At 67.9% G+C, this 20,324-nt stretch carries 20 protein-coding genes; 8 read left to right on the top strand and 12 right to left on the bottom strand.

The features are described 5' to 3' along the window. Window positions 1-91 precede the first annotated feature (91 nt). Window positions 92-1,222 (bottom strand): tRNA guanosine(34) transglycosylase Tgt, encoded by a 1,131-nt coding sequence (gene tgt, locus AC1DP9_RS24325; RefSeq protein ID WP_092298860.1) that lies wholly within the window; start codon window positions 1,220-1,222, stop codon window positions 92-94. A 15-nt stretch (window positions 1,223-1,237) separates the two neighbouring features. Beyond that, entirely contained in the window at window positions 1,238-2,290 is a 1,053-nt protein-coding gene (queA, locus tag AC1DP9_RS24320) for a tRNA preQ1(34) S-adenosylmethionine ribosyltransferase-isomerase QueA (RefSeq protein WP_477108706.1), read from the bottom strand. Window positions 2,291-2,441: 151 nt separating this feature from the next. Between queA and recG the strand changes: the two genes are divergently transcribed. The 5 genes from recG to ubiA all read left to right on the top strand — a co-directional run bounded on the left by recG (window position 2,442) and on the right by ubiA (window position 7,649). Further along, window positions 2,442-4,628, top strand: a complete 2,187-nt coding sequence (recG, locus tag AC1DP9_RS24315; RefSeq protein WP_092298866.1) for an ATP-dependent DNA helicase RecG — start codon at window positions 2,442-2,444, stop codon at window positions 4,626-4,628. A 110-nt stretch (window positions 4,629-4,738) separates the two neighbouring features. Beyond that, entirely contained in the window at window positions 4,739-5,695 is a 957-nt protein-coding gene (locus tag AC1DP9_RS24310; RefSeq protein ID WP_092298869.1) for a LysR substrate-binding domain-containing protein, read from the top strand. 201 nt (window positions 5,696-5,896) lie between these two features. Then, window positions 5,897-6,091: a hypothetical protein gene (locus tag AC1DP9_RS24305; RefSeq protein ID WP_477108705.1), complete on the top strand. Its 195-nt coding sequence runs from the start codon at window positions 5,897-5,899 to the stop codon at window positions 6,089-6,091. 90 nt (window positions 6,092-6,181) lie between these two features. Then, a complete protein-coding gene (locus AC1DP9_RS24300) occupies window positions 6,182-6,667 on the top strand; it encodes a Dps family protein (protein WP_092298875.1) in 486 nt (161 codons plus the stop codon). Between the two features lie 88 nt (window positions 6,668-6,755). Beyond that, complete coding sequence (gene ubiA, locus AC1DP9_RS24295; protein WP_092298878.1) at window positions 6,756-7,649, top strand: 4-hydroxybenzoate octaprenyltransferase; 894 nt, start codon at window positions 6,756-6,758, stop codon at window positions 7,647-7,649. Window positions 7,650-7,692: 43 nt separating this feature from the next. Here the strand turns inward: ubiA and proC are convergent, their stop codons facing one another. After that, complete coding sequence (gene proC / locus AC1DP9_RS24290) at window positions 7,693-8,523, bottom strand: pyrroline-5-carboxylate reductase (RefSeq protein ID WP_477108704.1); 831 nt, start codon at window positions 8,521-8,523, stop codon at window positions 7,693-7,695. 78 nt (window positions 8,524-8,601) lie between these two features. Then, entirely contained in the window at window positions 8,602-9,291 is a 690-nt protein-coding gene (locus tag AC1DP9_RS24285) for a YggS family pyridoxal phosphate-dependent enzyme (protein ID WP_477108703.1), read from the bottom strand. A gap of 65 nt (window positions 9,292-9,356) precedes the next feature. Here AC1DP9_RS24285 and AC1DP9_RS24280 point away from each other — a divergent pair, with 65 nt between their 5' ends. The 3 genes from AC1DP9_RS24280 (at window position 9,357) to AC1DP9_RS24270 (ending at window position 12,111) form a co-directional block, all read left to right on the top strand. Further along, window positions 9,357-10,400 (top strand): type IV pilus twitching motility protein PilT, encoded by a 1,044-nt coding sequence (locus tag AC1DP9_RS24280; RefSeq protein WP_477108702.1) that lies wholly within the window; start codon window positions 9,357-9,359, stop codon window positions 10,398-10,400. Window positions 10,401-10,415: 15 nt separating this feature from the next. After that, window positions 10,416-11,555: a PilT/PilU family type 4a pilus ATPase gene (locus AC1DP9_RS24275; protein WP_092298890.1), complete on the top strand. Its 1,140-nt coding sequence runs from the start codon at window positions 10,416-10,418 to the stop codon at window positions 11,553-11,555. Between the two features lie 61 nt (window positions 11,556-11,616). Then, window positions 11,617-12,111: a glutathione peroxidase gene (locus AC1DP9_RS24270; protein ID WP_477108701.1), complete on the top strand. Its 495-nt coding sequence runs from the start codon at window positions 11,617-11,619 to the stop codon at window positions 12,109-12,111. Window positions 12,112-12,135: 24 nt separating this feature from the next. Here AC1DP9_RS24270 and AC1DP9_RS24265 read toward each other — a convergent pair whose 3' ends face one another. The 8 genes from AC1DP9_RS24265 to AC1DP9_RS24230 form a co-directional block, all read right to left on the bottom strand. Beyond that, a complete protein-coding gene (locus AC1DP9_RS24265) occupies window positions 12,136-12,828 on the bottom strand; it encodes a helix-turn-helix transcriptional regulator (protein WP_477108700.1) in 693 nt (230 codons plus the stop codon). Between the two features lie 148 nt (window positions 12,829-12,976). Continuing rightward, on the bottom strand, window positions 12,977-13,702 hold the full coding sequence (locus AC1DP9_RS24260; RefSeq protein WP_092298899.1) for an LrgB family protein: 726 nt from the start codon (window positions 13,700-13,702) through the stop codon (window positions 12,977-12,979). Further along, on the bottom strand, window positions 13,699-14,088 hold the full coding sequence (locus AC1DP9_RS24255) for a CidA/LrgA family protein (protein WP_092298902.1): 390 nt from the start codon (window positions 14,086-14,088) through the stop codon (window positions 13,699-13,701). The genes AC1DP9_RS24260 and AC1DP9_RS24255 overlap by 4 nt, the downstream gene beginning before the upstream one ends. A gap of 186 nt (window positions 14,089-14,274) precedes the next feature. Then, the gene (gene glcF, locus AC1DP9_RS24250; protein WP_477108699.1) at window positions 14,275-15,525 is read right to left on the bottom strand and encodes a glycolate oxidase subunit GlcF; all 1,251 of its coding nucleotides are present in this window, start codon (window positions 15,523-15,525) and stop codon (window positions 14,275-14,277) included. A 28-nt stretch (window positions 15,526-15,553) separates the two neighbouring features. After that, window positions 15,554-16,660 carry a glycolate oxidase subunit GlcE gene (gene glcE / locus AC1DP9_RS24245; protein WP_477108698.1) on the bottom strand — a complete coding sequence of 369 codons (1,107 nt, stop codon included), beginning with the start codon at window positions 16,658-16,660 and terminating at the stop codon, window positions 15,554-15,556. Between the two features lie 40 nt (window positions 16,661-16,700). After that, window positions 16,701-17,663 carry an ion transporter gene (locus tag AC1DP9_RS24240; protein WP_477108697.1) on the bottom strand — a complete coding sequence of 321 codons (963 nt, stop codon included), beginning with the start codon at window positions 17,661-17,663 and terminating at the stop codon, window positions 16,701-16,703. A gap of 60 nt (window positions 17,664-17,723) precedes the next feature. Next, complete coding sequence (locus tag AC1DP9_RS24235; protein WP_477108696.1) at window positions 17,724-19,232, bottom strand: FAD-linked oxidase C-terminal domain-containing protein; 1,509 nt, start codon at window positions 19,230-19,232, stop codon at window positions 17,724-17,726. A 195-nt stretch (window positions 19,233-19,427) separates the two neighbouring features. After that, window positions 19,428-20,318, bottom strand: a complete 891-nt coding sequence (locus AC1DP9_RS24230) for a LysR substrate-binding domain-containing protein (protein ID WP_092298918.1) — start codon at window positions 20,316-20,318, stop codon at window positions 19,428-19,430. Window positions 20,319-20,324: the final 6 nt, after the last annotated feature.

Genomic DNA, 20,324 nt, shown 5'->3' with positions numbered 1-20,324 from the left:
CCAGACGTTGCAGACACCCGCCAACATTCGACCATGCCACCGCCCGAAGTTCATTAGGTTGTCTGGTTTTCAGAACATTCTCAAGCGGCGCCTACTTGGTCCCGCGCGCGCGGTGCTCGGCGAACTGGCGCCGGAACGGCTCGAAGCGGTGCTCCTCGATAGCCGTGCGCATCTCGCGCATCAGTTCCAGGTAGTAATAGAGGTTGTGGATCGTGTTCAGGCGCGCGCCGAGGATTTCGCCCACGCGGTGCAGGTGGTGCAGGTAGGCGCGCGAGAAATTGCGGCAGGTGTAGCAGCCGCAGGTCTCGTCCAGCGGGCGCGGATCGTTGCGGTGGGCCGCGTTGCGGATCTTCACGTCGCCAAAGCGGGTGAACAGCCAGCCGTTGCGGGCGTTGCGGGTCGGCATCACGCAGTCGAACATGTCCACGCCCGAGGCCACGCCGGCCACCAGGTCTTCCGGCGTGCCCACGCCCATCAGGTAGTGCGGCTTGTTGGCCGGCAGGCGGGGGCCCACGTGCTCCAGCACGCGCATCATGTCTTCCTTGGGCTCGCCCACGGACAGCCCGCCGATGGCGTAGCCGTGGAAGTCCAACTCGGACAGCCCGGCCAGCGACTCGTCGCGCAGATCCTCGAACATGCCGCCCTGGACGATGCCGAACAGCGCGTTCGGGTTGTCCAGCCGCTCGAACTCGTCGCGCGAGCGCTTGGCCCAGCGCAGGCTCATGCGCATCGAGCGCGCGGCCTCGTCATGCGTGGCGGGGCGGCCATCGATCTCATAAGGCGTGCACTCATCGAACTGCATGACGATGTCCGAGTTCAGCGTGCGCTGGATCTGCATCGAGATCTCGGGCGACAGGAACAGCTTGTCGCCATTCACCGGCGACGCGAACGTGACCCCATCTTCGGTGATCTTGCGTAGTTCTCCGAGTGAAAAGACCTGAAAACCGCCTGAATCGGTCAGGATGGGCTTGTCCCAGCCGACAAAGCGATGCAGGCCCTCATGCGCCTCCACCACGTCCAGCCCCGGGCGCAGCCACAGGTGGAAGGTGTTGCCGAGGATGATCTGCGCGCCGATCTCGTTCAGTTCGAGCGGCGACATGGCCTTGACCGAGCCATAGGTGCCCACGGGCATGAAGATGGGCGTCTCCACGACGCCGTGGTTCAGGGTGACGCGGCCGCGGCGGGCGTTGCCATCGGTGGTCAGCAGTTCGAAATCGAGCATTTGGCGGGTCTCAGGTCAGTCCAGGCGGGTCAACAGCATGGCGTCGCCGTAGCTGAAGAAGCGGTAGCGTTGATCCACGGCGTGGCGATAGGTGGCGCGGATGGCCTCCACGCCGGCCAGCGCCGAGACCAGCATCAGCAGCGTGGACTTGGGCAGGTGGAAGTTGGTGATCAGAGCATCGACCAGCCGGAAGCGGTACCCCGGCGTGATGAAGATGTCGGTGTCGCCGCTGTGCGGGGCCAGCGTACCGTCCGCCGCCGCGGCGGATTCGAGCGCGCGCAGCGAGGTGGTGCCCACGGCGATCACCCGGCCGCCGCGCGCGCGGGTCTCGCGCACCGCCTCGGCCAGTTCGGGCGTGATGGCGTACCACTCCGCGTGCATCTTGTGTTCGGCGAGATTCTCCGTCCGCACCGGCTGGAACGTGCCGGCGCCCACGTGCAGCGTCAGGAACGCGCGGCGCACGCCCTTGGCATCGAGCCGCGCGAACAGCGCGTCGTCGAAATGGAGCCCGGCCGTCGGCGCCGCCACGGCGCCCGGGTTGCGGGCATAGACGGTCTGGTAGCGGGTTTCGTCGTAGGCGTCGGGATCGTGCGTGATGTAGGGCGGCAGCGGCAGGCGGCCGTATTGCTCGATCAGGTCCAGCGCGGGCGCGGGAAAGCGCAGCGTGAAGAACTGGTCGACGCGCGGCCCCACCGTCACGACGAAGGCATCGTCGGCCAAGTGCAGTTGGCTGCCCTCGGCGGGCGTTTTCGACGCGCGCACCTGCGCCAGCACCGTATGGCTGTCGACCACGCGCTCCACCAGCACCTCTACCCGGCCGCCGCTCGGCTTCTGGCCGAAGAAGCGCGCCTTGATCACGCGGGTGTCGTTGAAGACCAGCAGGTCGTTGGGACCGAGGTAGTCCAGGATGTCGCTGAACGCGCGGTCGACCAGACGCACGGCGTCGGCACGGTCTTCCGGCGCGGTCCGCTCCACCACGAGCAGGCGGCTGGCGCTGCGGTCGGGCAGGGCGGATTGCGCGATCAGCTCGCGCGGCAGGGGAAAATCGAAGTCGGATAGCGTCAACATTGCTTCAGAATAGCGGGCACGGCAAGCGGGTGGCGGCACCGGGTTAGGGCGTCGTCACAGGCATGGGTACAATCGGCGAATCCGACATTGTAAGGCTTGGGACGTCCGCGCATCGGCCAGTCCCCCGTTTACCGCCCATATTCACGCGCTGATGCCAGGCACCGCCACCGACTCCCTCGACCGTCGCGACGATAGCGAAAACAGCGAACCCAGCGACCGCAACGACACGTCCGTCGAGCGCGCCCCGAAGGGCAAGCCGGCCGCGCCGGCCAAGCCGTCGTCGGCCGTGGCCCGCCTGGCCAAGCTGGGGCTGCGCCGCCCGGTGGACCTCGTGCTGCACCTGCCCATGCGCTACGAGGACGAAACCGCGCTGGAAACCATCGGCGAGGCCATCCGCCGCGCCGGCATGGGCCTGGCCGCGCAGGTGGAGGGCGAGGTCATCTCGAACGAGGTTACCTTCCGGCCGCGCCGCCAGCTGGTGGTCAAGATCGCCGACGACACCGGCGAGCTGACGCTCCGCTTTCTCAATTTCTATGGCAGCCAGACCAAGCAGATGGCCGAAGGCGTGCGCCTGCGCGTGCGCGGCGAGATCCGCGGCGGCTTCTTCGGCGCCGAGATGGTCCACCCGCAGGTGCGCCCCGTGGTGCCCGGCGAGGCCCTGCCAGACCGCCTGACCCCGGTCTATCCCGCCACGGCCGGCATCTCGCAAGCCTATCTGCGCAAGGCGATTGGCGGGGCGATGTCCCGCACGCCGATGCCCGAGACGCTGCCGCAGGCCGTGCTGCAGGGCCCGGTTGCCCAGCTAAAGCTGGCGCCGCTGGCCGATTGCCTGCGCCTGCTGCACAACCCGCCGCCGCAGGAGAGCGAGGCCGCGCTGGCGGACCGCTCGCACCCGGCCTGGCAGCGGATCAAATTCGACGAATTGCTGGCCCAGCAGATCTCGCTGCGGCGCTCGCAGGCCGCGCGGCGCGAGAAGAACGCGCCGTCGATGCCGCGCCACGCGGACGGGCTGCTCACGCGCTTCCTGGCCGCGCTGCCGTTCCGGCTGACCGGGGCGCAGGAGCGCGTGGTGGAGGAGATTGCCGCCGACATGACGCGCCCGCACCCGATGCACAGGCTGCTCCAGGGCGACGTGGGCAGCGGCAAGACCATCGTGGCCGCGCTGGCCGCCTGTCAGGCCATCGATGCCGGTTATCAGGCCGCCCTGATGGCACCCACTGAAATCCTCGCCGAGCAACACTTCCGCAAGCTTTCCGCGTGGCTGGAGCCGCTGGGCGTGCCCGTGGTCTGGCTGGCCGGCAGCCTCAAGGCGAAGGAGAAGCGCGAGGCCGCTGCGCGCGTGGAATCGGGCGAGGCGCAGCTGGTCATCGGCACTCATGCGTTGATCCAGGACACCGTGCGCTTTGCGCGGCTCGGGCTGTCTGTGGTCGATGAACAGCACCGCTTCGGCGTGGCGCAGCGGCTGGCGCTGCGCGGCAAGGCGGGGGAGGCGGACACGAAAGCCGCGCCGGACAAGGTTCCGCATCAACTGATGATGTCGGCCACGCCGATCCCGCGCACGCTGGCCATGACCTACTACGCCGACCTCGATGTGTCCGTGATCGACGAACTGCCGCCGGGCCGCACGCCAATCGTGACCCGGCTCGTCAACGACGCGCGGCGCGACGAGGTGATCGAACGCGTGCACCACGCCGCCGCCGAGGGCCGCCAGGTCTACTGGGTGTGCCCGCTGATCGAGGAATCGGAGGCGCTCCAGCTACAGACTGCCGTCGAGACGTATGAAACGCTAATCGCCGCGCTGCCGGACCTGCGCGTGGGGCTGGTCCACGGCCGCCTGCCGCCCGCCGAGAAGGCTGCGGTCATGGGCGATTTCAGTGCCAACCGGCTCCAGGTGCTGGTGGCGACCACGGTGATCGAGGTGGGGGTGGATGTGCCGAACGCCTCGCTGATGGTGATCGAGCATGCCGAGCGCTTCGGCCTGGCCCAGCTGCACCAGCTGCGCGGGCGCGTGGGGCGGGGCAGCGCGGAATCGGTCTGCCTGCTGATGTATCAGGCGCCGCTTTCGCCCACGGCGCGCGAGCGGCTGGCCACGATGCGCGAGACCACCGATGGCTTCGAGATCGCCCGGCGCGACCTCCAGATCCGCGGCCCCGGCGAATTCCTGGGCGCGCGCCAGTCGGGCGAGGCCATGCTGCGCTTTGCCGACCTCAACACCGATGCCTGGCTGGTGGACTATGCCCAGGAAGCTGCCGAACTGATGCTGGCGCGCTTCCCCGAGGCCGTGGAAGCGCATCTTCTGCGCTGGCTGGGGGGGCGGGAGCACTTTTTGAAGGCGTGACGGCGCGTAAGACCAGTCTTATATGTGCTTAAGACGATACATTGCAGTGCCGATCTGACAGATGGCGCAATCGAAGTTAAAATCTATCGCCTAACCGAACCTGATAAGTCATGACGCTCACCGAACTCAAGTACATCGTCGCCGTGGCGCGCGAGCGCCATTTCGGCCGGGCGGCCGAGGCGTGCTTCGTTTCGCAGCCGACGCTGTCGGTGGCCATCAAGAAGCTGGAAGACGAGCTGACCGTGCAGATCTTCGAGCGCGGCACCTCCGAGGTGTCGGTGACGGCCATTGGCGAGCAGATCGTGGCCCAGGCCCAGCGCGTGCTGGAGCAGACCATGGCCATTCGCGAGATCGCCAAGCAGGGCAAGGACCCGCTGGCCGGGCCGCTGCGCGTGGGCGTGATCTATACGATCGGGCCGTACCTGTTGCCGATGCTGGTCAAACAGATGATCGGCACGGTGCCGCAGATGCCGCTGATGCTGCAGGAAAACTATACGAACAAGCTGATCGAACTGCTCAAGCAGGGCGAGATCGACTGCGCGATCATGGCCGAGCCGTTCCCGGATTCGGGCCTGACCGTGCGTCCGCTGTACGACGAGCCCTTCGTGGTGGCCGTGCCGCGCGGCCATCAACTGGCCGAGCAGCGCAGTGTCGATCCGGACGAACTCAAGCAGCAGACCATGCTGCTGCTGGGCAGCGGGCACTGCTTCCGCGACCACGTGCTGGGCGTGTGCCCGGAGCTGTCGCGCTTCTCGCAGGCTGCCGACGGCATCCAGAAGACCTTCGAAGGGTCGTCGCTTGAGACGATTCGCCATATGGTGGCCAGCGGCGTGGGCATTACCGTGCTGCCGCGCACCTCGGTGCCCGACCTGAAGCCGCGCAACGACATGCTCGCCTACGTGCCCTTCGCCGATCCGGTGCCGGACCGCCGCGTGGTGCTGGCGTGGCGCAAGAGCTTCACGCGCCTGCCCGCCATGGAGGCGCTGGCCAATGCGGTGGCGGCGTGCGACCTGGCCGGCGTGAGCCGGATTGGCGACGCGGCGTCCGTGGAAGCGGTGGCCGCCTGAGCGGATTCTCACGACATCCACGTCGACATCGATCACGGCAGGGGCGCTTCCCTGCCGTTTTTGTTTGCGCCGCATCGAGACATAGCCAATCGCTATGCAATAGGTTGATATTATCGAATGTGAAGTTCGATAGATTTTCCTATACTTCACTCATCGACACCCCGCCTGCGGGGCATCCACCGACTGAAGCGGAGAAACACCATGACGATGCTCGACCTGTTCGTGACCGAATTCCAGCAACTGCGCACGGCCGCCGACAAGGGTCCGCGCACCGAGGAAGCCAGCCGCCTGCGCCGCAAGGTGGTGCGCAAGGAGATCGGCATGGCCATCGTGGCGCTGGGCGCGATGGCGATGTTCTTCCACGCGGCGCAGGGTTTTGCCTTCCTCGGCACATAAAGCTAATGCGATAATGGCCGCCGACTGCCCCCCGACAATCTGAATGGCGTGGGCTGGATTCCTCGTGGCTACAAACGGAGCTGAACGACCATGGCAAAGAAGAATGAGATGAGCGTGAACATCGGCATGTCCGACAAGGACCGCAAGAAGATTGCGGAAGGCCTGTCCAAGCTGCTGGCGGATACCTACACCCTCTACCTCAAGACCCACAACTTCCACTGGAACGTGACGGGGCCGATGTTCAACACGCTGCATACGATGTTCGAGACGCAGTACACCGAGCTGGCGCTGGCCGTGGACGCCATCGCCGAGCGGATCCGCGCGCTGGGCTACCCGGCACCGGGCACGTACAAGGAGTACGCGAAGCTGTCGTCGATCGCCGAGGAAGAAGGCGTGCCCGACGCGACCGAAATGATCCGCAAGCTGGTGGAAGGCCAGGAAGCCGTGGTGCGCACCGCGCGCTCGCTGTTCCCGGCCATCGATGCAGCGGGCGACGAGCCCTCGGCCGACCTGCTGACCCAGCGCATGCAGACGCACGAAAAGACCGCGTGGATGCTGCGCGCGATGCTGGCCTGAGTCTGTCTGACCAGCGCACAACGCGTCACGGCTATCCACGCCGCGACGCGTTTTTTGTTTTGTCTCGCCAGAAGTGAACGCAGTCCCCATGTCCGAACATTCCGCCGCCCCGCCGCAACCCCGCCGTCCCGGACGCCTCGCGCTCTACGCGCGGCTGGTGCGGATCGACAAGCCCATCGGTACCCTGCTGCTGCTGTGGCCCACGCTGTGGGCGCTGTGGATGGCTGCCGAAGGGCCGCCCGCCTGGGGTATTTTCTGGATTTTCTTCGTCGGCACGTTCCTGATGCGCTCGTCGGGCTGCGCCATGAACGACTGGGCCGACCGCGACTTCGACAAGCATGTGAAGCGCACCAAGGAGCGGCCGCTGACCGCCGGCTATATCGCCGGCTGGGAGGCGCTGGTGGTGGCCGCCGTGCTGGCGCTGGCGGCGTTCGCGCTGATCCTGCCGCTGAACGGGCTGACCAAGGCGCTGGCCGTGGTAGCGGCCGTGGTAGCCGGCACCTATCCGTTCTTCAAGCGATTCTTCGCGATTCCGCAGGCCTACCTCGGCATTGCCTTCGGGTTTGGGATTCCGATGGCGTTCGCGGCGGTGCAGGGGGAGGTGCCCCCCGTGGCGTGGCTGATGCTGCTGGCCAACGTCTTCTGGTCCGTGGCCTACGACACCGCCTATGCGATGGTCGACCGTGACGACGACCTGCTGATCGGCATCAAGACCTCGGCGATCACCTTCGGTCGCTTCGACGTGGCAGCGATCATGCTGTGCTACGCCGGCTTCCTGGGCCTGATGGCCTGGGCTGGCGCGCTGCTGGGGCTGGGCTGGCCGTATTACGCCGGGCTGGTGGGGGCGGCCGGTCTGGCCGGCTACCACTACACGCTGATCCGTGACCGCGACCGCATGAAGTGCTTCGCGGCGTTCCGGCACAACAACTGGCTGGGCGGGGTGGTGTTCGCAGGAACGGCGCTCGCCTACTGGCTGAAGTAAGCGGCCGTTCAGCGTTGGTCCGGACTCCCGCCCGGACTATTCCTCAGTCCTTGCCGAACTCGGCGCCCATCTCGCGGCCCCGGGCCGCCGCCGCGTGCATGGCGCGGACGAAGGCGTCCTGCATCTTGTCCGCGTCCATCGACGTCAGCGCCGCGTAAGTCGTGCCGCCCTTCGATGTCACGCGCTCGCGCAGCAGGGACACCGGCTCCGACGACTCGGCAGCTAGCGCGGCCGCGCCCCGGAACGTCTCCACGCCCAGCTGGCGGCCCTGTTCGGCGGTCAGGCCCATTTCCTTCGCCGCGCGCTCCATGGCTTCGATGAAGTAGAAGACGTAGGCCGGGCCGCTGCCCGAGAGGGCCGTCACGGCGTCGATCTGGTTGTCGTCATCGACCCAGACGCACTGGCCCACGGCTTGCGCCACGGCCGTGGCGATGGCGCGGTCCGCCTCGCTCAGGCCCGGCGCGGCGGCCAGGCCGGTCATGCCCATGCCGGCCAGCGCCGGCGTGTTCGGCATCGCCCGCACCAGGCGCGACGTGCCCAGCCAGCGGCCCATGTCCTGGAGCCGGATGCCGGCCGCCACGCTGATGATCAGATTGCCCTGGCTGGCGCCCAGATGCGGCACGAGCGGCGCCACGGCGTTGCGGAACTGCTGCGGCTTGACCGCCAGCACGATGACGTGGCTGGCGCCGAAGCGGGCGTCCGGCGCGGCCTGGGTCCGGACGCCGAGCGTCTGTTCCAGCCGCTGGCGGGCATCGTCCGACGGATCGATGACGCAAATGGCGCGCGCGGGCACGCCGCGGGCCACCAGGCCGCCGATCAGGGCGGAGGCCATGTTGCCGCCGCCGAGGAAGCCGAAGGTGAGCGTATCGAGCATGTCTTTCCTTGTCTTTTCCGAATGTTGCCGGGTCGATGCGTGTCGCCCGGCGTTCTTGTGGGTGGGGGGGCTGCGCCGTCAGGCGCGCGCGCCGAAAATCGCGGTGCCGATGCGCACCAGTGTGGCGCCCTCGGTGATGGCCGCGCCCATGTCCGCGGACATGCCCATCGAGAGCGTGTCTACGTGTAGACCGGATTGCCGGAGTTGATCAAGCAACCCGCGCAGCGCCGCGAACGGCCGGCGCTGGGCCTCCGGGTCGTCGGCCGGCGCCGGAATCGCCATCAGCCCGCGCAGCCGCAGGTTCGGCAGGGCGGCGATGGCCTGCGCCAGCGGCAGTACCTCGGCCGGCGCCACGCCGCTCTTGCTGGCCTCTTCGCTGATATTGACCTGGATGCAGACCTGGAGCGGCGCCATGCCCGCCGGCCGCTGGGCCGACAGCCGCTCGGCGATCTTCAGCCGGTCGATGGCGTGGACCCAGTCGAACTGCTCGGCCACCGGCCGGGTCTTGTTACTTTGCAGCGGGCCGATGAAATGCCAGGCGATCCGGTCGCGCAGGTCGGCCAGGGCGGCGATCTTGTCGAGGCCTTCCTGGACGTAGTTTTCCCCGAAAGCGGCCTGCCCGGCCTGGAAAGCCGCCCGCACGGTGGCCGGCGCGACGGTCTTGGAGACGGCCAGCAGGGCGACCGCGGACGGGTCCCTGCCGGCTTGTTGTGCAGCCGCCGCGATGTCATTTAGCACGGCTTGCAAGTTGGCGGCGATTACAGACATAATCCGGCGGACATACCAAAGAAGTACACAACAACAAGTCGTATATTAGGGTGGGGTCATTATAGATGGACATCGCGCAGCTATTGGCTTTTGCGGTCAAGAACAAGGCATCCGATCTCCACCTCTCGGCAGACATGCCGCCGATGGTGCGTATTCACGGGGATATGCGGCGGATCAACGTGGCGGCCATGGGCCACAAGGACGTCCACGCGATGGTGTACGACATCATGAGCGACGTTCAGCGCAAGAGCTACGAAGAACGCCTCGAGGTCGACTTCTCGTTCGAGATTGCCGGCCTGTCACGGTTCCGGGTCAATGCCTACACCACGCAGCGCGGCTCCGCAGCCGTGTTCCGGACCATTCCGTCGAAAGTCCTGACGCTCGATGACCTCCATGCACCGGCCGTGTTCGCGGACCTCTGCGTCAAGCCACGCGGTCTCGTGCTCGTGACCGGGCCGACCGGCTCGGGCAAGTCGACCACGCTGGCGGCCATGGTCGATCACCGCAACGACAACGACATGGGTCACATCCTCACGGTGGAAGACCCGATCGAATTCGTCCACACCTCCAAGAAAAGCCTGATCAACCAGCGCGAACTGGGCCCGCATACGCATTCGTTCTCGAACGCGCTGCGCTCGGCGCTGCGTGAGGATCCGGACGTGATCCTGGTGGGCGAATTGCGTGACCTGGAAACCATCCGGCTGGCGCTGACCGCCGCCGAAACCGGCCACCTGGTCTTCGCCACGCTGCACACGAGTTCCGCCGCCAAGACCATCGACCGGGTCGTGGACGTGTTCCCGCCCGAGGAAAAGGACATGGTGCGGACCATGCTGTCGGAATCGCTCGAGGCCGTGATCTCCCAGACGCTGCTCAAGACGCGCGACGGCAACGGCCGGACCGCGGCGCACGAGATCATGATCGCCACGCCCGCCATCCGCCACCTGATCCGCGAGAACAAGATCGCGCAGATGTACTCGATGATGCAGACGTCGAGCGGTATGGGCATGCAGACGCTCGACCAGTGCCTGAGCGACCTGATCAAGCGCGGCATGATCAACTACAACGACGCGCGGGCGATTGCCAAGAATCCCGACGCCTTCATGGGCTAAGGGGAGGCCGACGCCATGCTCGACCGCGAATCCGCCGCGAAGTACATCAACGACCTGCTGGAGCTGATGGTCAACAACCGCGGCTCGGACCTGTTCATCACGTCCGAATTCCCGCCGGCCATCAAGGTGGACGGCAAGATCACGCCCGTCTCGCAGCAGCCGCTCAACCCGGCGCAGGCGCTGGGCCTGGTCCGTTCGATCATGAACGAGCGCCAGGTGAAGGAATTCGACGAAAGCCGCGAGTGCAACTTCGCGATTACCGCGCCGAACGCCGGGCGCTTCCGCGTCTCGGCCTTCATCCAGCAGGGCAAGGCCGGCATGGTGGTGCGGACGATCAACACGCGCATTCCGTCGGTGGAAGACCTGGACCTGCCCACGTCGCTCCATGAGATCGTCATGGCCAAGCGCGGGCTGGTGATCGTGACCGGCGCCACGGGCTCGGGCAAGTCCACCTCGCTGGCGGCCATGCTCGACCACCGCAACGCGCACTCGTACGGCCACATCATCACGATCGAGGACCCGATCGAGTACGTGCACGCGCACCAGAACTGCGTCGTCACGCAGCGCGAGGTCGGCATCGACACCGAGTCGTGGCACGTGGCGCTGAAGAACACCCTGCGCCAGGCGCCGGATGTGATCCTGATCGGCGAAATCCGCGACCGCGACACTATGGAATACGCGATGCAGTACGCCGAGACGGGCCACCTGTGCCTGGCCACGCTGCACGCCAACAACGCCAACCAGGCCATCGACCGGATCATCAACTTCTTCCCCGAGGAGAAGCGCCAGCAGCTGCTGATCGACCTGTCGCTGAACCTCAAGGCGATGATCTCGCAGCGGCTGCTGCCGCGCGCCGGCCGCAAGGGCCGCGTGCCGGCCGTGGAGATCATGATCGGAACGCCGCTGGTGGCCGACCTGATCTTCAAGGGCGAGATCCACGAGCTCAAGGAAGTTATCAAGAAGTCCCGTGAGCAGGGCATGATCTCCTTCGACCAGGCGTTGTTCGAACTGTACGAGGAAGAGAAGATCGCCTACGAGGACGCGCTCAAGAACGCCGACTCGCTGAATGACCTGCGCCTGATGATCAAGCTCCACAGCGCCCGCCACCGCGACGCCGACCTGGGCGCCGGCACCGAGCACCTGAACGTCATTTGATCGGACGACCGGCGGGCGCGGTATGCTCGCGGTTGTCTGCAATGCATTCTCCGGAGCCGCCATGAGCAACGTCTACCAGTTCGAAGCGAAGTCCCTGTCCGGCCAGCCGGTGCCGCTGGCCGATTTCCACGGCAAGGTGCTGCTGATCGTCAACACGGCCAGCGAGTGCGGCTTCACGCCCCAGTACGCCGGGCTGGAGGCGCTGCACGAGACCTATGAGCCGCGCGGCCTGGCGGTGCTCGGCTTCCCCTGCAACCAGTTCGGCAAGCAGGAGCCCGGCGACGCGGCGCAGATCGGCCAGTTCTGCGAGACGCGCTTCCAGGTCAAGTTTCCGATGTTCGAGAAGATCGAGGTCAACGGCGCCGGTGCGCATCCGCTCTACAAGTGGCTGACCTCGGAAAAGCCCGGCGTGCTCGGCACCCAGGGCATCAAGTGGAACTTCACCAAGTTCCTGCTGCGCCGCGACGGCACGGTCTTCAAGCGCTACGCGCCGACGACCAAGCCCGAGGACATCCGCGCGGATATCGAGACGCTGCTGAGCGATCCGGCAGCCTGATGGGTCAGCCGGGCCTGACTGGCCTCAGCCCTGCATATCGGACTGCACCGCGCGCAGGAAGCCGTTGAGCGAGCGGTCCGGCGTCTCGTGGAACTGCTCGTCGAGGATCTCGATGGTGCGGCAGCGGTCCAGCCGGAAGCTGCGATAGTCGGACCGCGCCGTGCACCACGCCGCCAGCAGCCAGACATTGCCCCAGAAGAACAGCCCCAGCGGCTGCACCACGCGCTCGGTGACGCGCTGCTGGGCATCGATATAGTCGAGCCGCAGCAGCCGTTGCGCGCCAATGGCGCCATGCACGGTGTCGAAGGCCTCGCGCACGGCCGGATGGTTGAGGTACTCGGGCGCGAAAATCCGGCTCTGCTGCGCCGCCACGCGGCGCGGGGGCGGCAGGGCGGCCATCAGCTTCTCCAGCGCCGGGTCCGCCGCCGCGGCCAGCGCGCCGCCGCCCCAGGCCTTGAGCAGGCGCAGGCCGGCGACCATCGCTTCCACTTCCATCGCGGTGAACATCAGCGGCGGCACGTCGTAGTCCGGCCGCAGCCGGTAGCCGATGCCCGCCTCGCCCTCTACCGGCACCCCCGACAGCGACAGCGCCTGGATGTCACGGTAGACCGTGCGCTCGGACACGCCCAGCCGCTGCGCCAGCAATGCCGCCGTGGTCAGCCGGCGGCCACGCAGGACCTGCACGATCTGGAAGAGGCGGTCGGCACGGCGGCTCATGGGCTGGGGAGGGATGAAGGAGGCGGGGGGCCGGATGGGCGCATCATGCCCGCCGGCTCCTGACAGCGTACTGTCAGGAGGGTGTCAGGGGTGGCAGGGGTGGCAGGGGTGGCAGGGGTGGCAGGGGTGGCAGGGGAACCCGCCCCGGTCAGTGGGGCATCCATGCCGCCAGCACCGGCACCACGATGGCGGTCAGCACGCCGTTCAGGCCCATGCCCAGCGCGGCGAAGGCGCCGGCCTCCTGGTTGACCTGGAACGCGCGCGCCGTGCCGATGCCGTGGGCCGCCACGCCGGTGGCGAAGCCGCGAATCACGTAGTCGCGCACGCGCAGCATGTTGAGCAGGCCGGTGGTGCTGACCGCGCCGATGATGCCGGTGGCCATCACCAGCACGGCCGTCAGCGAGGGCAGGCCGCCGATCTTCTCGGACACCCCCATGGCGATCGGGATCGTGACCGACTTGGGCGCCAGCGAGCGCACCACCTCGGGCGACGCCCCCAGCGCGTAGGCGATGCCCACCGCCGACACCACGGCCACCAGCGATCCCGCCACCAGCCCGCAAAGCAGCGGGAAGACGTGCGCGCGCAGCTTCGGCAGCTGGGTGTAGAGCGGCACCGCCAGCGCCACCGTGGCCGGCCCGAGCAGGAAGTGGACGAACTGCGCCCCGTCGAAGTAGGTCTTGTACGGCGTGCCGGTCACGGTCAGCACGGTGACGAGGATGGCCACCGAGATCATCACCGGGTTGGCCAGCGGCGAGTACCGCGCGCGCTCGTAGATCCGGAACGCGAAGACGTAGGCGATCAGCGTGGCGGTGAGCCCGATCAGCGGGCTGGCCGACAGGTAGACCCAGATCTCGTTCAGACGCGGCGACATCATGGCTGCGCCCCGCTATCGGCAGCTTCGGCGGCTTCGGCCTGGGGCGGCGCCGGCTTGCGCATCAGCGCCCGGGTGACCAGCGCGGTCACGACGATGGCCAGCCAGGTGGAGATGACCAGCGCGACGACAATCGGCATCCATTCGCCGCCAATCCGGTTGGCGTGGACCATGATGCCGACGCCGGCCGGCACGAACAGCAGCGACAGGTGCTTGAGCAACTCGCTGGTGGTGTTCTGGATGATGGGGAGCAGGCGGTTGTCGAAGACCAGCCAGCCGAACAGCAGGAGCATGCCGATCACAGGACCGGGCACGGGCAGGCGCAGCGCGTAGCTGATCACCTCGCCCACGGTCTGGAAGACCAGCAGGATGGCAAACGTCTGGAGCATGGGGGCGCATCAGGGTCGAAATGTGCCGACATGGTACTCCGATGGCGTGGGCCGTGTTTTGCTCCCCTCTCCCTTTGGGAGAGGGGCTGGGGGAGAGGGCAGGCGCATCCACGAAGCGTCACCGCGCAGTTCGCTCAATCCCTCTCCCCCGACCCCTCTCCCGCAAGCGGGCGAGGGGAGAACTCCCTACGCGCAGACCATGCGCTCCACCAGTTCCACCCAGTGCATCACCGGCGTGTCGGTGCCGCTTTGCAGGTGCGTGATGCAGCCAATATTGGCCGAGACGATGGCATCGGGCGAGGAGGCCTGGAGCTTGGCGAGCTTGTCGTCGCGCAGCGGATAGGACAACTCCGGCTGCAGCACCGAGTACGTACCCGCCGAGCCGCAGCACAGGTGGCTGTCGGCGCAGAGCCGCACCTCGATGCCCAGGCCGGTCAGCAGCGCCTCCACCTTGCCCCGGATCTGCTGCCCGTGCTGCAGCGTGCAGGGCGGATGGTAAGCCACGCGCCGGCCGTCGCGCGGCACGGCGCCGGCCAGCTTGTGCAGGTCGTCGGCGAAGTCGGGCAGGATCTCGGACAGGTCGCGCGTCATCGCCGAAACCCGTGCCGCGCGCTCCGCGTAGGCGCGGTCGTGGCGCAGCAGGTGGCCGTAGTCCTTCACCATCACGCCGCAGCCGGAAGCCGTCATGACGATGGCCTCCGCGCCGGATTCGATATAGGGCCACCAGGCGTCGATGTTGGCGCGCATATTGTCCAGCCCGCCGTCATGGTCGCCGGTGTGGAAGCGGATCGCGCCGCAGCAGCCGGCCTCGCTCGCCACCACCAGTTGCACGCCGAGCTTGTCCAGCACGCGCGCGGTGGCCACGTTGATGTTGGGCGACATCGCCGGCTGCACGCAGCCGTCCAGCAGCAGCATCTTGCGGGTGTGCGTGGTGCGCGGCCACGGCCCCGTCGGCGAGGTGATCGCCGGCAGCTTGTTGCGCAGCGCCACCGGCAGCATCGGACGCATCATCTGGCCGAGCTTCAGCGCCGGGCCGAACAGCTTCGGCCGGGTCAGCCCCTCGCGCAGCAGCCAGCGCGCCATCCGCTCCTTTGCGGGCCGATGGATGCCCTGCGCCTCGAGCCGCTCATCCACCACCTTCCGGCCGATGTCGACCAGCCGCCCGTACTTCACGCCGGACGGGCAGGTCGATTCGCAGTTGCGGCAGGTCAGGCAGCGGTCCAGGTGCAGCCGCGTGCTTTCCGTCACGGGCTGGCCCTCGAGCATCTGCTTCATCAGGTAGATGCGGCCGCGCGGGCCGTCCAGCTCATCGCCGAGCAACTGGTAGGTGGGGCAGGTGGCGGTGCAGAAGCCGCAGTGCACGCACTTGCCGACGATGGACTTGGCTTCTTCGCCTTCGGGCGTGTTGCGCAGGAATTCGGCCAGTGTGGTTTGCATGGTTCGGGGGGCTTGGGCGGTGGGCGGCTCAGAGGCCGGTGTACAGGCGCTGCGGATTGAAGATGCCGGCGGGGTCGAAGGTGGCCTTCAGCCGCTTGTGGATGGCGGCCAGCGGGGCCGACAGCGGCGTGAACACGCCGACTGCCTTGTCGCCGTTGCGGAACAGCGTGGCGTGGCCGCCGGCGGCCTGGGCGATGGCGCGCACCGAATCGGCCGAGACCGTGGCGGGGTCGCCCTCGGGCGCCAGCCACCAGCGCTGGCCGCCGCCCCATTCCACAAGCTGCGCGCCGGGCAGGTCCAGCGGCGGGGCGATGGGCGGCACGGCAATGCGCCACAGCGCGCGACCATCGTCTTTGGTGTGGGCCGGGGCGAAGAAGGGGTGGGACTGCTCGCGCAGCGCGGCCCAGAGCGCGAGCGCCTCGCCGGGCTCGACGCGATCGCCGCCCAGCTTCTCGCACGCGGCGCGCACGGCCGCCGTGGCGCCCGAGAGCCGCACGTCAAGCACGCCGTCCTGCCACGCCGACGCCGCGATCGGCAGCGGCTGGCCGCCCCAGCGGTTCAGGCGCTCGATGGCCTCGGCCTGCGGCAGCGCAAAGCGGAGCGTGGCGTCGTCGAACGGTATCGGCAGCACCTTCAGCGAGACTTCCAGGATCAAGCCGAGCGTACCGAGCGAGCCGGTCAGCAGACGGGAGACATCGTAGCCGGCCACGTTCTTCATCACCTGCCCGCCGAAGTTGAGCACCTCGCCGCGCCCGTCCATCAGCTGCACACCGAGCACGAAATCGCGCAGCGCGCCCACCGACTGCCGGCGCGGGCCGGACAGCCCGGCCGCCACGGCGCCGCCCAGCGTGGCAATGCCGGGCGGGGCGAAATGCGGCGCCTCGAAGGCCAGCATCTGGCGACGTTCGGCCAGCGCGGCCTCGATCTCGGCCAGCGGCGTGCCGCAGCGTGCCGTGACCACCAGCTCCGCCGGGTCATAGTCGACGATGCCGGCGTAGGGGCGGGTGTCGAGCACGGTGCCGACCAGCGCCTGGCCGTAGAAGTCCTTGCTGCCGCCGCCGCGCAGGCGCAGCGGGGCGCGGCTGTCGCCGGCCTGGCGGATGGCATCGCGAAAGGCGTCGAGTGTGGCTTCCATATGGGGGACCCTTGGCGTTTTTTGTTGGGTTGTCGTCGAATCAGGGCTGGCGCGGCGGCGTCTTGCCGGGGCCGCCGAGATCCTCGAACCCCGTCGGGTTCTCGACCTGATAGGGAGGCAGCACCGTCCCGCAATGCTTGCAGAAGCCCGCGTCGGGGTCGTGCCCCTCGGTCAGGCAGTGCTCGCAACAGCGCGTGGTCAGCGGCCGCCGGATGATGCTGGCCGCCAGTTCCGCGCCGACGATGCCGGTCGGGAAGGCGATGATCCCGTAGCCGAGCAGGATGGTCAGCGAGGTGATGAACTGCCCGATGGGCGTGCGCGGCACGATGTCGCCGAAGCCGGTCGTGGTCAGCGTGACGATGGCCCAGTACATGCTGACCGGGATGCTGGTGAAGCCGTGCCGCGGGCCTTCCACCACGTACATGATCGTGCCGAGGATGATCGTGATGATGAACACGGTGCCCAGGAACACGAAGATCTTGCGGCGGCTGTTGGACAGCGCCATGGCCAGGATCTGGGCTTCCTCGAAATAGACCGTGAGCTTGAGGATCCGGAACACGCGCAGCAGCCGCAGCAGCCGCACGTCGATCAGGAAGGCCAGTTCTGGCACGAAGAACGCCGCCCAGGTCGGGATGATCGAGATGAAGTCGATGATGCCGAAGAAGCTGAACGCGTAGCGCAGCGGCCGGCGCACCACCAGCAGCCGCATCACGTACTCTGCCGTGAACAGCAGCGTGAACATCCACTCCAGCAGCGTGAACGCCAGCCCGGCGCGCGCGTTGATCGACGGCACGCTGTCCAGCATCACGATGGCCACGCTGGTCACGATGGCGATCAGCAGCACGATGTCGAACAGGCGCCCCTGGCGCGTGTCGGCCTCGAAGATGATCGTGTACCAGCGCTGGCGCCAGCCGGCTTCGGGCTGGCCCAGGCGCTGCCGGGTGCGCGCGTTGAGGAAGCGCTCCTGGCGGGCGTCCCGTTGGTGGGTGTCGGGGTTGGGCATGGGTGGCGATGGTGAGCGGGTAGCGGTGGGGCGGGTGGCCCGCCCGGTACCCGCCCGCGCTCAGAAGCGCGGCAGGTCCGGATGCGGCAGCAGGCCGCGCCTGACGTGCATCTTGCCGTACTCGGCGCAGCGCGCCAGCGTCGGGATGGCCTTGTCCGGGTTCAGCAGCCGGGCCGGGTCGAAGGCGGCCTTCACGCCGAAGAACGCATCGCGCTCGGCCGGCGAGAACTGCACGCACATCGAATTCAGCTTCTCCACGCCCACGCCGTGCTCGCCGGTGACGGTGCCGCCCAGTTCCACGCAGGACTCCAGGATGTCGGCGCCGAACAGTTCGGCGCGATGCCATTCGTCGAGGTCCTCGCCGTTGAACAGGATCAGCGGGTGCATGTTGCCATCGCCGGCATGGAAGACGTTGATGCAGCGCAAGGCGTACTTGCGTTCCATCGCCTCGATCCGCTTGAGCAGCGTGCCGATGTGCTTGCGCGGGATCGTGCCGTCCATGCAGTAGTAGTCGGGCGAGATGCGCCCGGCGGCCGGGAAGGCGTTCTTGCGCCCGCTCCAGAAGCGCAGCCGTTCGGCCTCGCTCTGCGACACCGTGATCCGCGTGGCGCCCGAGCGGCGCAGCACCTCGCTCATCCGCTCGATCTCCTCGGCCACTTCCTCGGGCGTGCCGTCCGATTCGCACAGCAGGATGGCGGCGGCGTCGAGGTCGTAGCCCGCCTGGACGAACTCCTCCACGGCGGCCGTGGCGGGCTTGTCCATCATCTCCAGGCCGGCCGGGATGATGCCGGCGGCAATCACGTCGGCCACGGCGTTGCCGCCTTTTTCCACATCGTCGAAGCTGGCCATGATGACCTGCGCGAGCTGCGGCTTGGGAATCAGCCGGACGGTGATCTCGGTGGCGACGGCCAGCATGCCCTCGGAGCCGATCAGCGTGGCGAGCAGGTCCAGGCCCGGCGCGTCGGGCGCCTCGGAGCCGAAGACCACCACATCGCCCTCCATCGTCACGGCGCGCACGCGCAGCACGTTGTGCACGGTGAGGCCGTACTTGAGGCAGTGCACGCCGCCCGAGTTCTCGGCCACGTTGCCGCCGATGGAGCAGGCGATCTGCGAGGACGGGTCGGGTGCGTAATAGAGATTGTGCGGCGCGGCGGCCTCGGAGATGGCCAGGTTGCGCACGCCGGGCTGGACCACGGCGGTGCGCGAGTAGGAATCGACCGAGAGGATGCGCTTGAACTTGGCCAGCGACAGCACCAGCCCGCCGGCGATGGGCATCGCCCCGCCCGAGAGGCTCGTGCCGGAGCCGCGCGGCACCACCGGCACCCCGAGTCCGTGGCACAGGCGCAGGATGGCGCAGACCTGTTCCTCGGTGTCGGGCAGGACCACGGCGTCGGGCACCTGGCGGTAGGCGGCCAGGCCATCGCACTCGTACGGCACGGTGTCCTCGGCCTTCCAGAGCACGGCGGCAGGCGGGAGGATGCGGGCCAGGCCGGCCAGCAGCGCGGCGCGGGGGCCGTCGGCCTGCGTGGCAGCGCCGGCCAGGGTGTGGGCGTCTTGCGGGGCGTTCATGGCAACTCCTTGACGAGCCGGCCGCCGCGCATCGCTTCACGCACCCGGCCGGGACGGCAGACTATAGCGCAGGCCCCCTGCCACGGGAGCCTTCGCCCACGTGAATTCGGCATGGCAAGCCGATCAAAACTGCTCATGCCATGCGCCCCGGCCCGGCTGGCGCGCGCTTCTCTCTCCAGCCTAGTGGCCCGGACGCTACCAGTCCAGCCCGAGCAGCCAGTCGACGAAGTAGCGCGCCTCTGGCTGGAGCGGCGCTTGCTCGCGCTCGACGATGTAGTAGCCGTGCGGCGAAACCGATTCCACGTCGAGCAGCTTGACCATCTGCCCGGCGGCCAGCCACTGGCGCGCCATGCGCTGGCGCACCAGTCCCACGCCCTGGTTCGAGACGATCGCTTCCAGCATCAGGCCGATATCGTTGAATTGCGGGCCGGTCTGGGGCTCCGGCCAGTCGAGCCCGGCGGTCTCGAACCACGGCCGCCACGGCTCCAGCGGACTGCGCAGCAGCACGAGGTTGTGCAGGTCGTCCGGCTTGGCGATGGCGCGCCCGTTGACCCGCTCGTAGTACTCCCGCCCGCACGCCGGAAACACCGGTTCGACTAGCAGTTTCGTGGTTTTCAGGCCCGAATAGCGTCCCGTGCCGTAGCGGATCTCCACATCGGTGTCCTCGGCCTTCACATCGAGGAAGGGCACGGACAGGTGCAGTTCCAGGTCGATATGAGGGTAGAGCGCGCCGAACTCGGGCAGGCGCGGCACCAGGTGCTGCCGGCCGAACGTCGGCGGAATGGCCACCCGCAGCCGCGTGCGCAGCTTGTTGTACTCGGGGCGGGCCAGTTCGTTGAGGGACTTCAGCGCGTCCTGCACATTGCGCTGGTAGCGCGTGCCGGCGGCGGTGAGCCGCAGCGCGGCGTTGGAGCGCACGAACAGGTCGTCGCCCCATAATTCCTCCAGATTCTTGATGCGGTGCGAGACCGCGCTGGGCGTGACGGACAGTTCTTCCGCCGCACGCGCGAAGCTGCCAAGCCGCGCGGCGGCCTCGAACGCGATCAGCAGGTGCAGGGGCGGGACGCGGTGGAACACCGATGCCATGGCGCG

It is taken from the genome of Cupriavidus sp. 01L43 (assembly GCF_056399925.1).
The sequence above is the reverse complement of the archived record's forward strand: the minus strand, read 5'-3'. Positions and strand labels throughout refer to the sequence as shown.

What these genes read in the sequence shown, in the direction of transcription:
- AC1DP9_RS24300 (WP_092298875.1), top strand. Translation starts at nt 6,182, where the DNA reads ATGGCAAAGAAGAATGAGATGAGCGTGAACATCGGCATGTCCGACAAG.
- AC1DP9_RS24275 (WP_092298890.1), top strand. Translation starts at nt 10,416, where the DNA reads ATGCTCGACCGCGAATCCGCCGCGAAGTACATCAACGACCTGCTGGAG.
- AC1DP9_RS24235 (WP_477108696.1), bottom strand. Translation starts at nt 19,232, where the DNA reads ATGAACGCCCCGCAAGACGCCCACACCCTGGCCGGCGCTGCCACGCAG.
- AC1DP9_RS24230 (WP_092298918.1), bottom strand. Translation starts at nt 20,318, where the DNA reads ATGGCATCGGTGTTCCACCGCGTCCCGCCCCTGCACCTGCTGATCGCG.
- AC1DP9_RS24285 (WP_477108703.1), bottom strand. Translation starts at nt 9,291, where the DNA reads ATGTCTGTAATCGCCGCCAACTTGCAAGCCGTGCTAAATGACATCGCG.
- AC1DP9_RS24265 (WP_477108700.1), bottom strand. Translation starts at nt 12,828, where the DNA reads ATGAGCCGCCGTGCCGACCGCCTCTTCCAGATCGTGCAGGTCCTGCGT.
- tgt (WP_092298860.1), bottom strand. Translation starts at nt 1,222, where the DNA reads ATGCTCGATTTCGAACTGCTGACCACCGATGGCAACGCCCGCCGCGGC.
- AC1DP9_RS24255 (WP_092298902.1), bottom strand. Translation starts at nt 14,088, where the DNA reads ATGCTCCAGACGTTTGCCATCCTGCTGGTCTTCCAGACCGTGGGCGAG.
- proC (WP_477108704.1), bottom strand. Translation starts at nt 8,523, where the DNA reads ATGCTCGATACGCTCACCTTCGGCTTCCTCGGCGGCGGCAACATGGCC.
- AC1DP9_RS24270 (WP_477108701.1), top strand. Translation starts at nt 11,617, where the DNA reads ATGAGCAACGTCTACCAGTTCGAAGCGAAGTCCCTGTCCGGCCAGCCG.
- AC1DP9_RS24310 (WP_092298869.1), top strand. Translation starts at nt 4,739, where the DNA reads ATGACGCTCACCGAACTCAAGTACATCGTCGCCGTGGCGCGCGAGCGC.
- AC1DP9_RS24240 (WP_477108697.1), bottom strand. Translation starts at nt 17,663, where the DNA reads ATGCCCAACCCCGACACCCACCAACGGGACGCCCGCCAGGAGCGCTTC.
- AC1DP9_RS24280 (WP_477108702.1), top strand. Translation starts at nt 9,357, where the DNA reads ATGGACATCGCGCAGCTATTGGCTTTTGCGGTCAAGAACAAGGCATCC.
- recG (WP_092298866.1), top strand. Translation starts at nt 2,442, where the DNA reads ATGCCAGGCACCGCCACCGACTCCCTCGACCGTCGCGACGATAGCGAA.
- queA (WP_477108706.1), bottom strand. Translation starts at nt 2,290, where the DNA reads ATGTTGACGCTATCCGACTTCGATTTTCCCCTGCCGCGCGAGCTGATC.
- AC1DP9_RS24260 (WP_092298899.1), bottom strand. Translation starts at nt 13,702, where the DNA reads ATGATGTCGCCGCGTCTGAACGAGATCTGGGTCTACCTGTCGGCCAGC.
- glcE (WP_477108698.1), bottom strand. Translation starts at nt 16,660, where the DNA reads ATGGAAGCCACACTCGACGCCTTTCGCGATGCCATCCGCCAGGCCGGC.
- glcF (WP_477108699.1), bottom strand. Translation starts at nt 15,525, where the DNA reads ATGCAAACCACACTGGCCGAATTCCTGCGCAACACGCCCGAAGGCGAA.
- ubiA (WP_092298878.1), top strand. Translation starts at nt 6,756, where the DNA reads ATGTCCGAACATTCCGCCGCCCCGCCGCAACCCCGCCGTCCCGGACGC.
- AC1DP9_RS24305 (WP_477108705.1), top strand. Translation starts at nt 5,897, where the DNA reads ATGACGATGCTCGACCTGTTCGTGACCGAATTCCAGCAACTGCGCACG.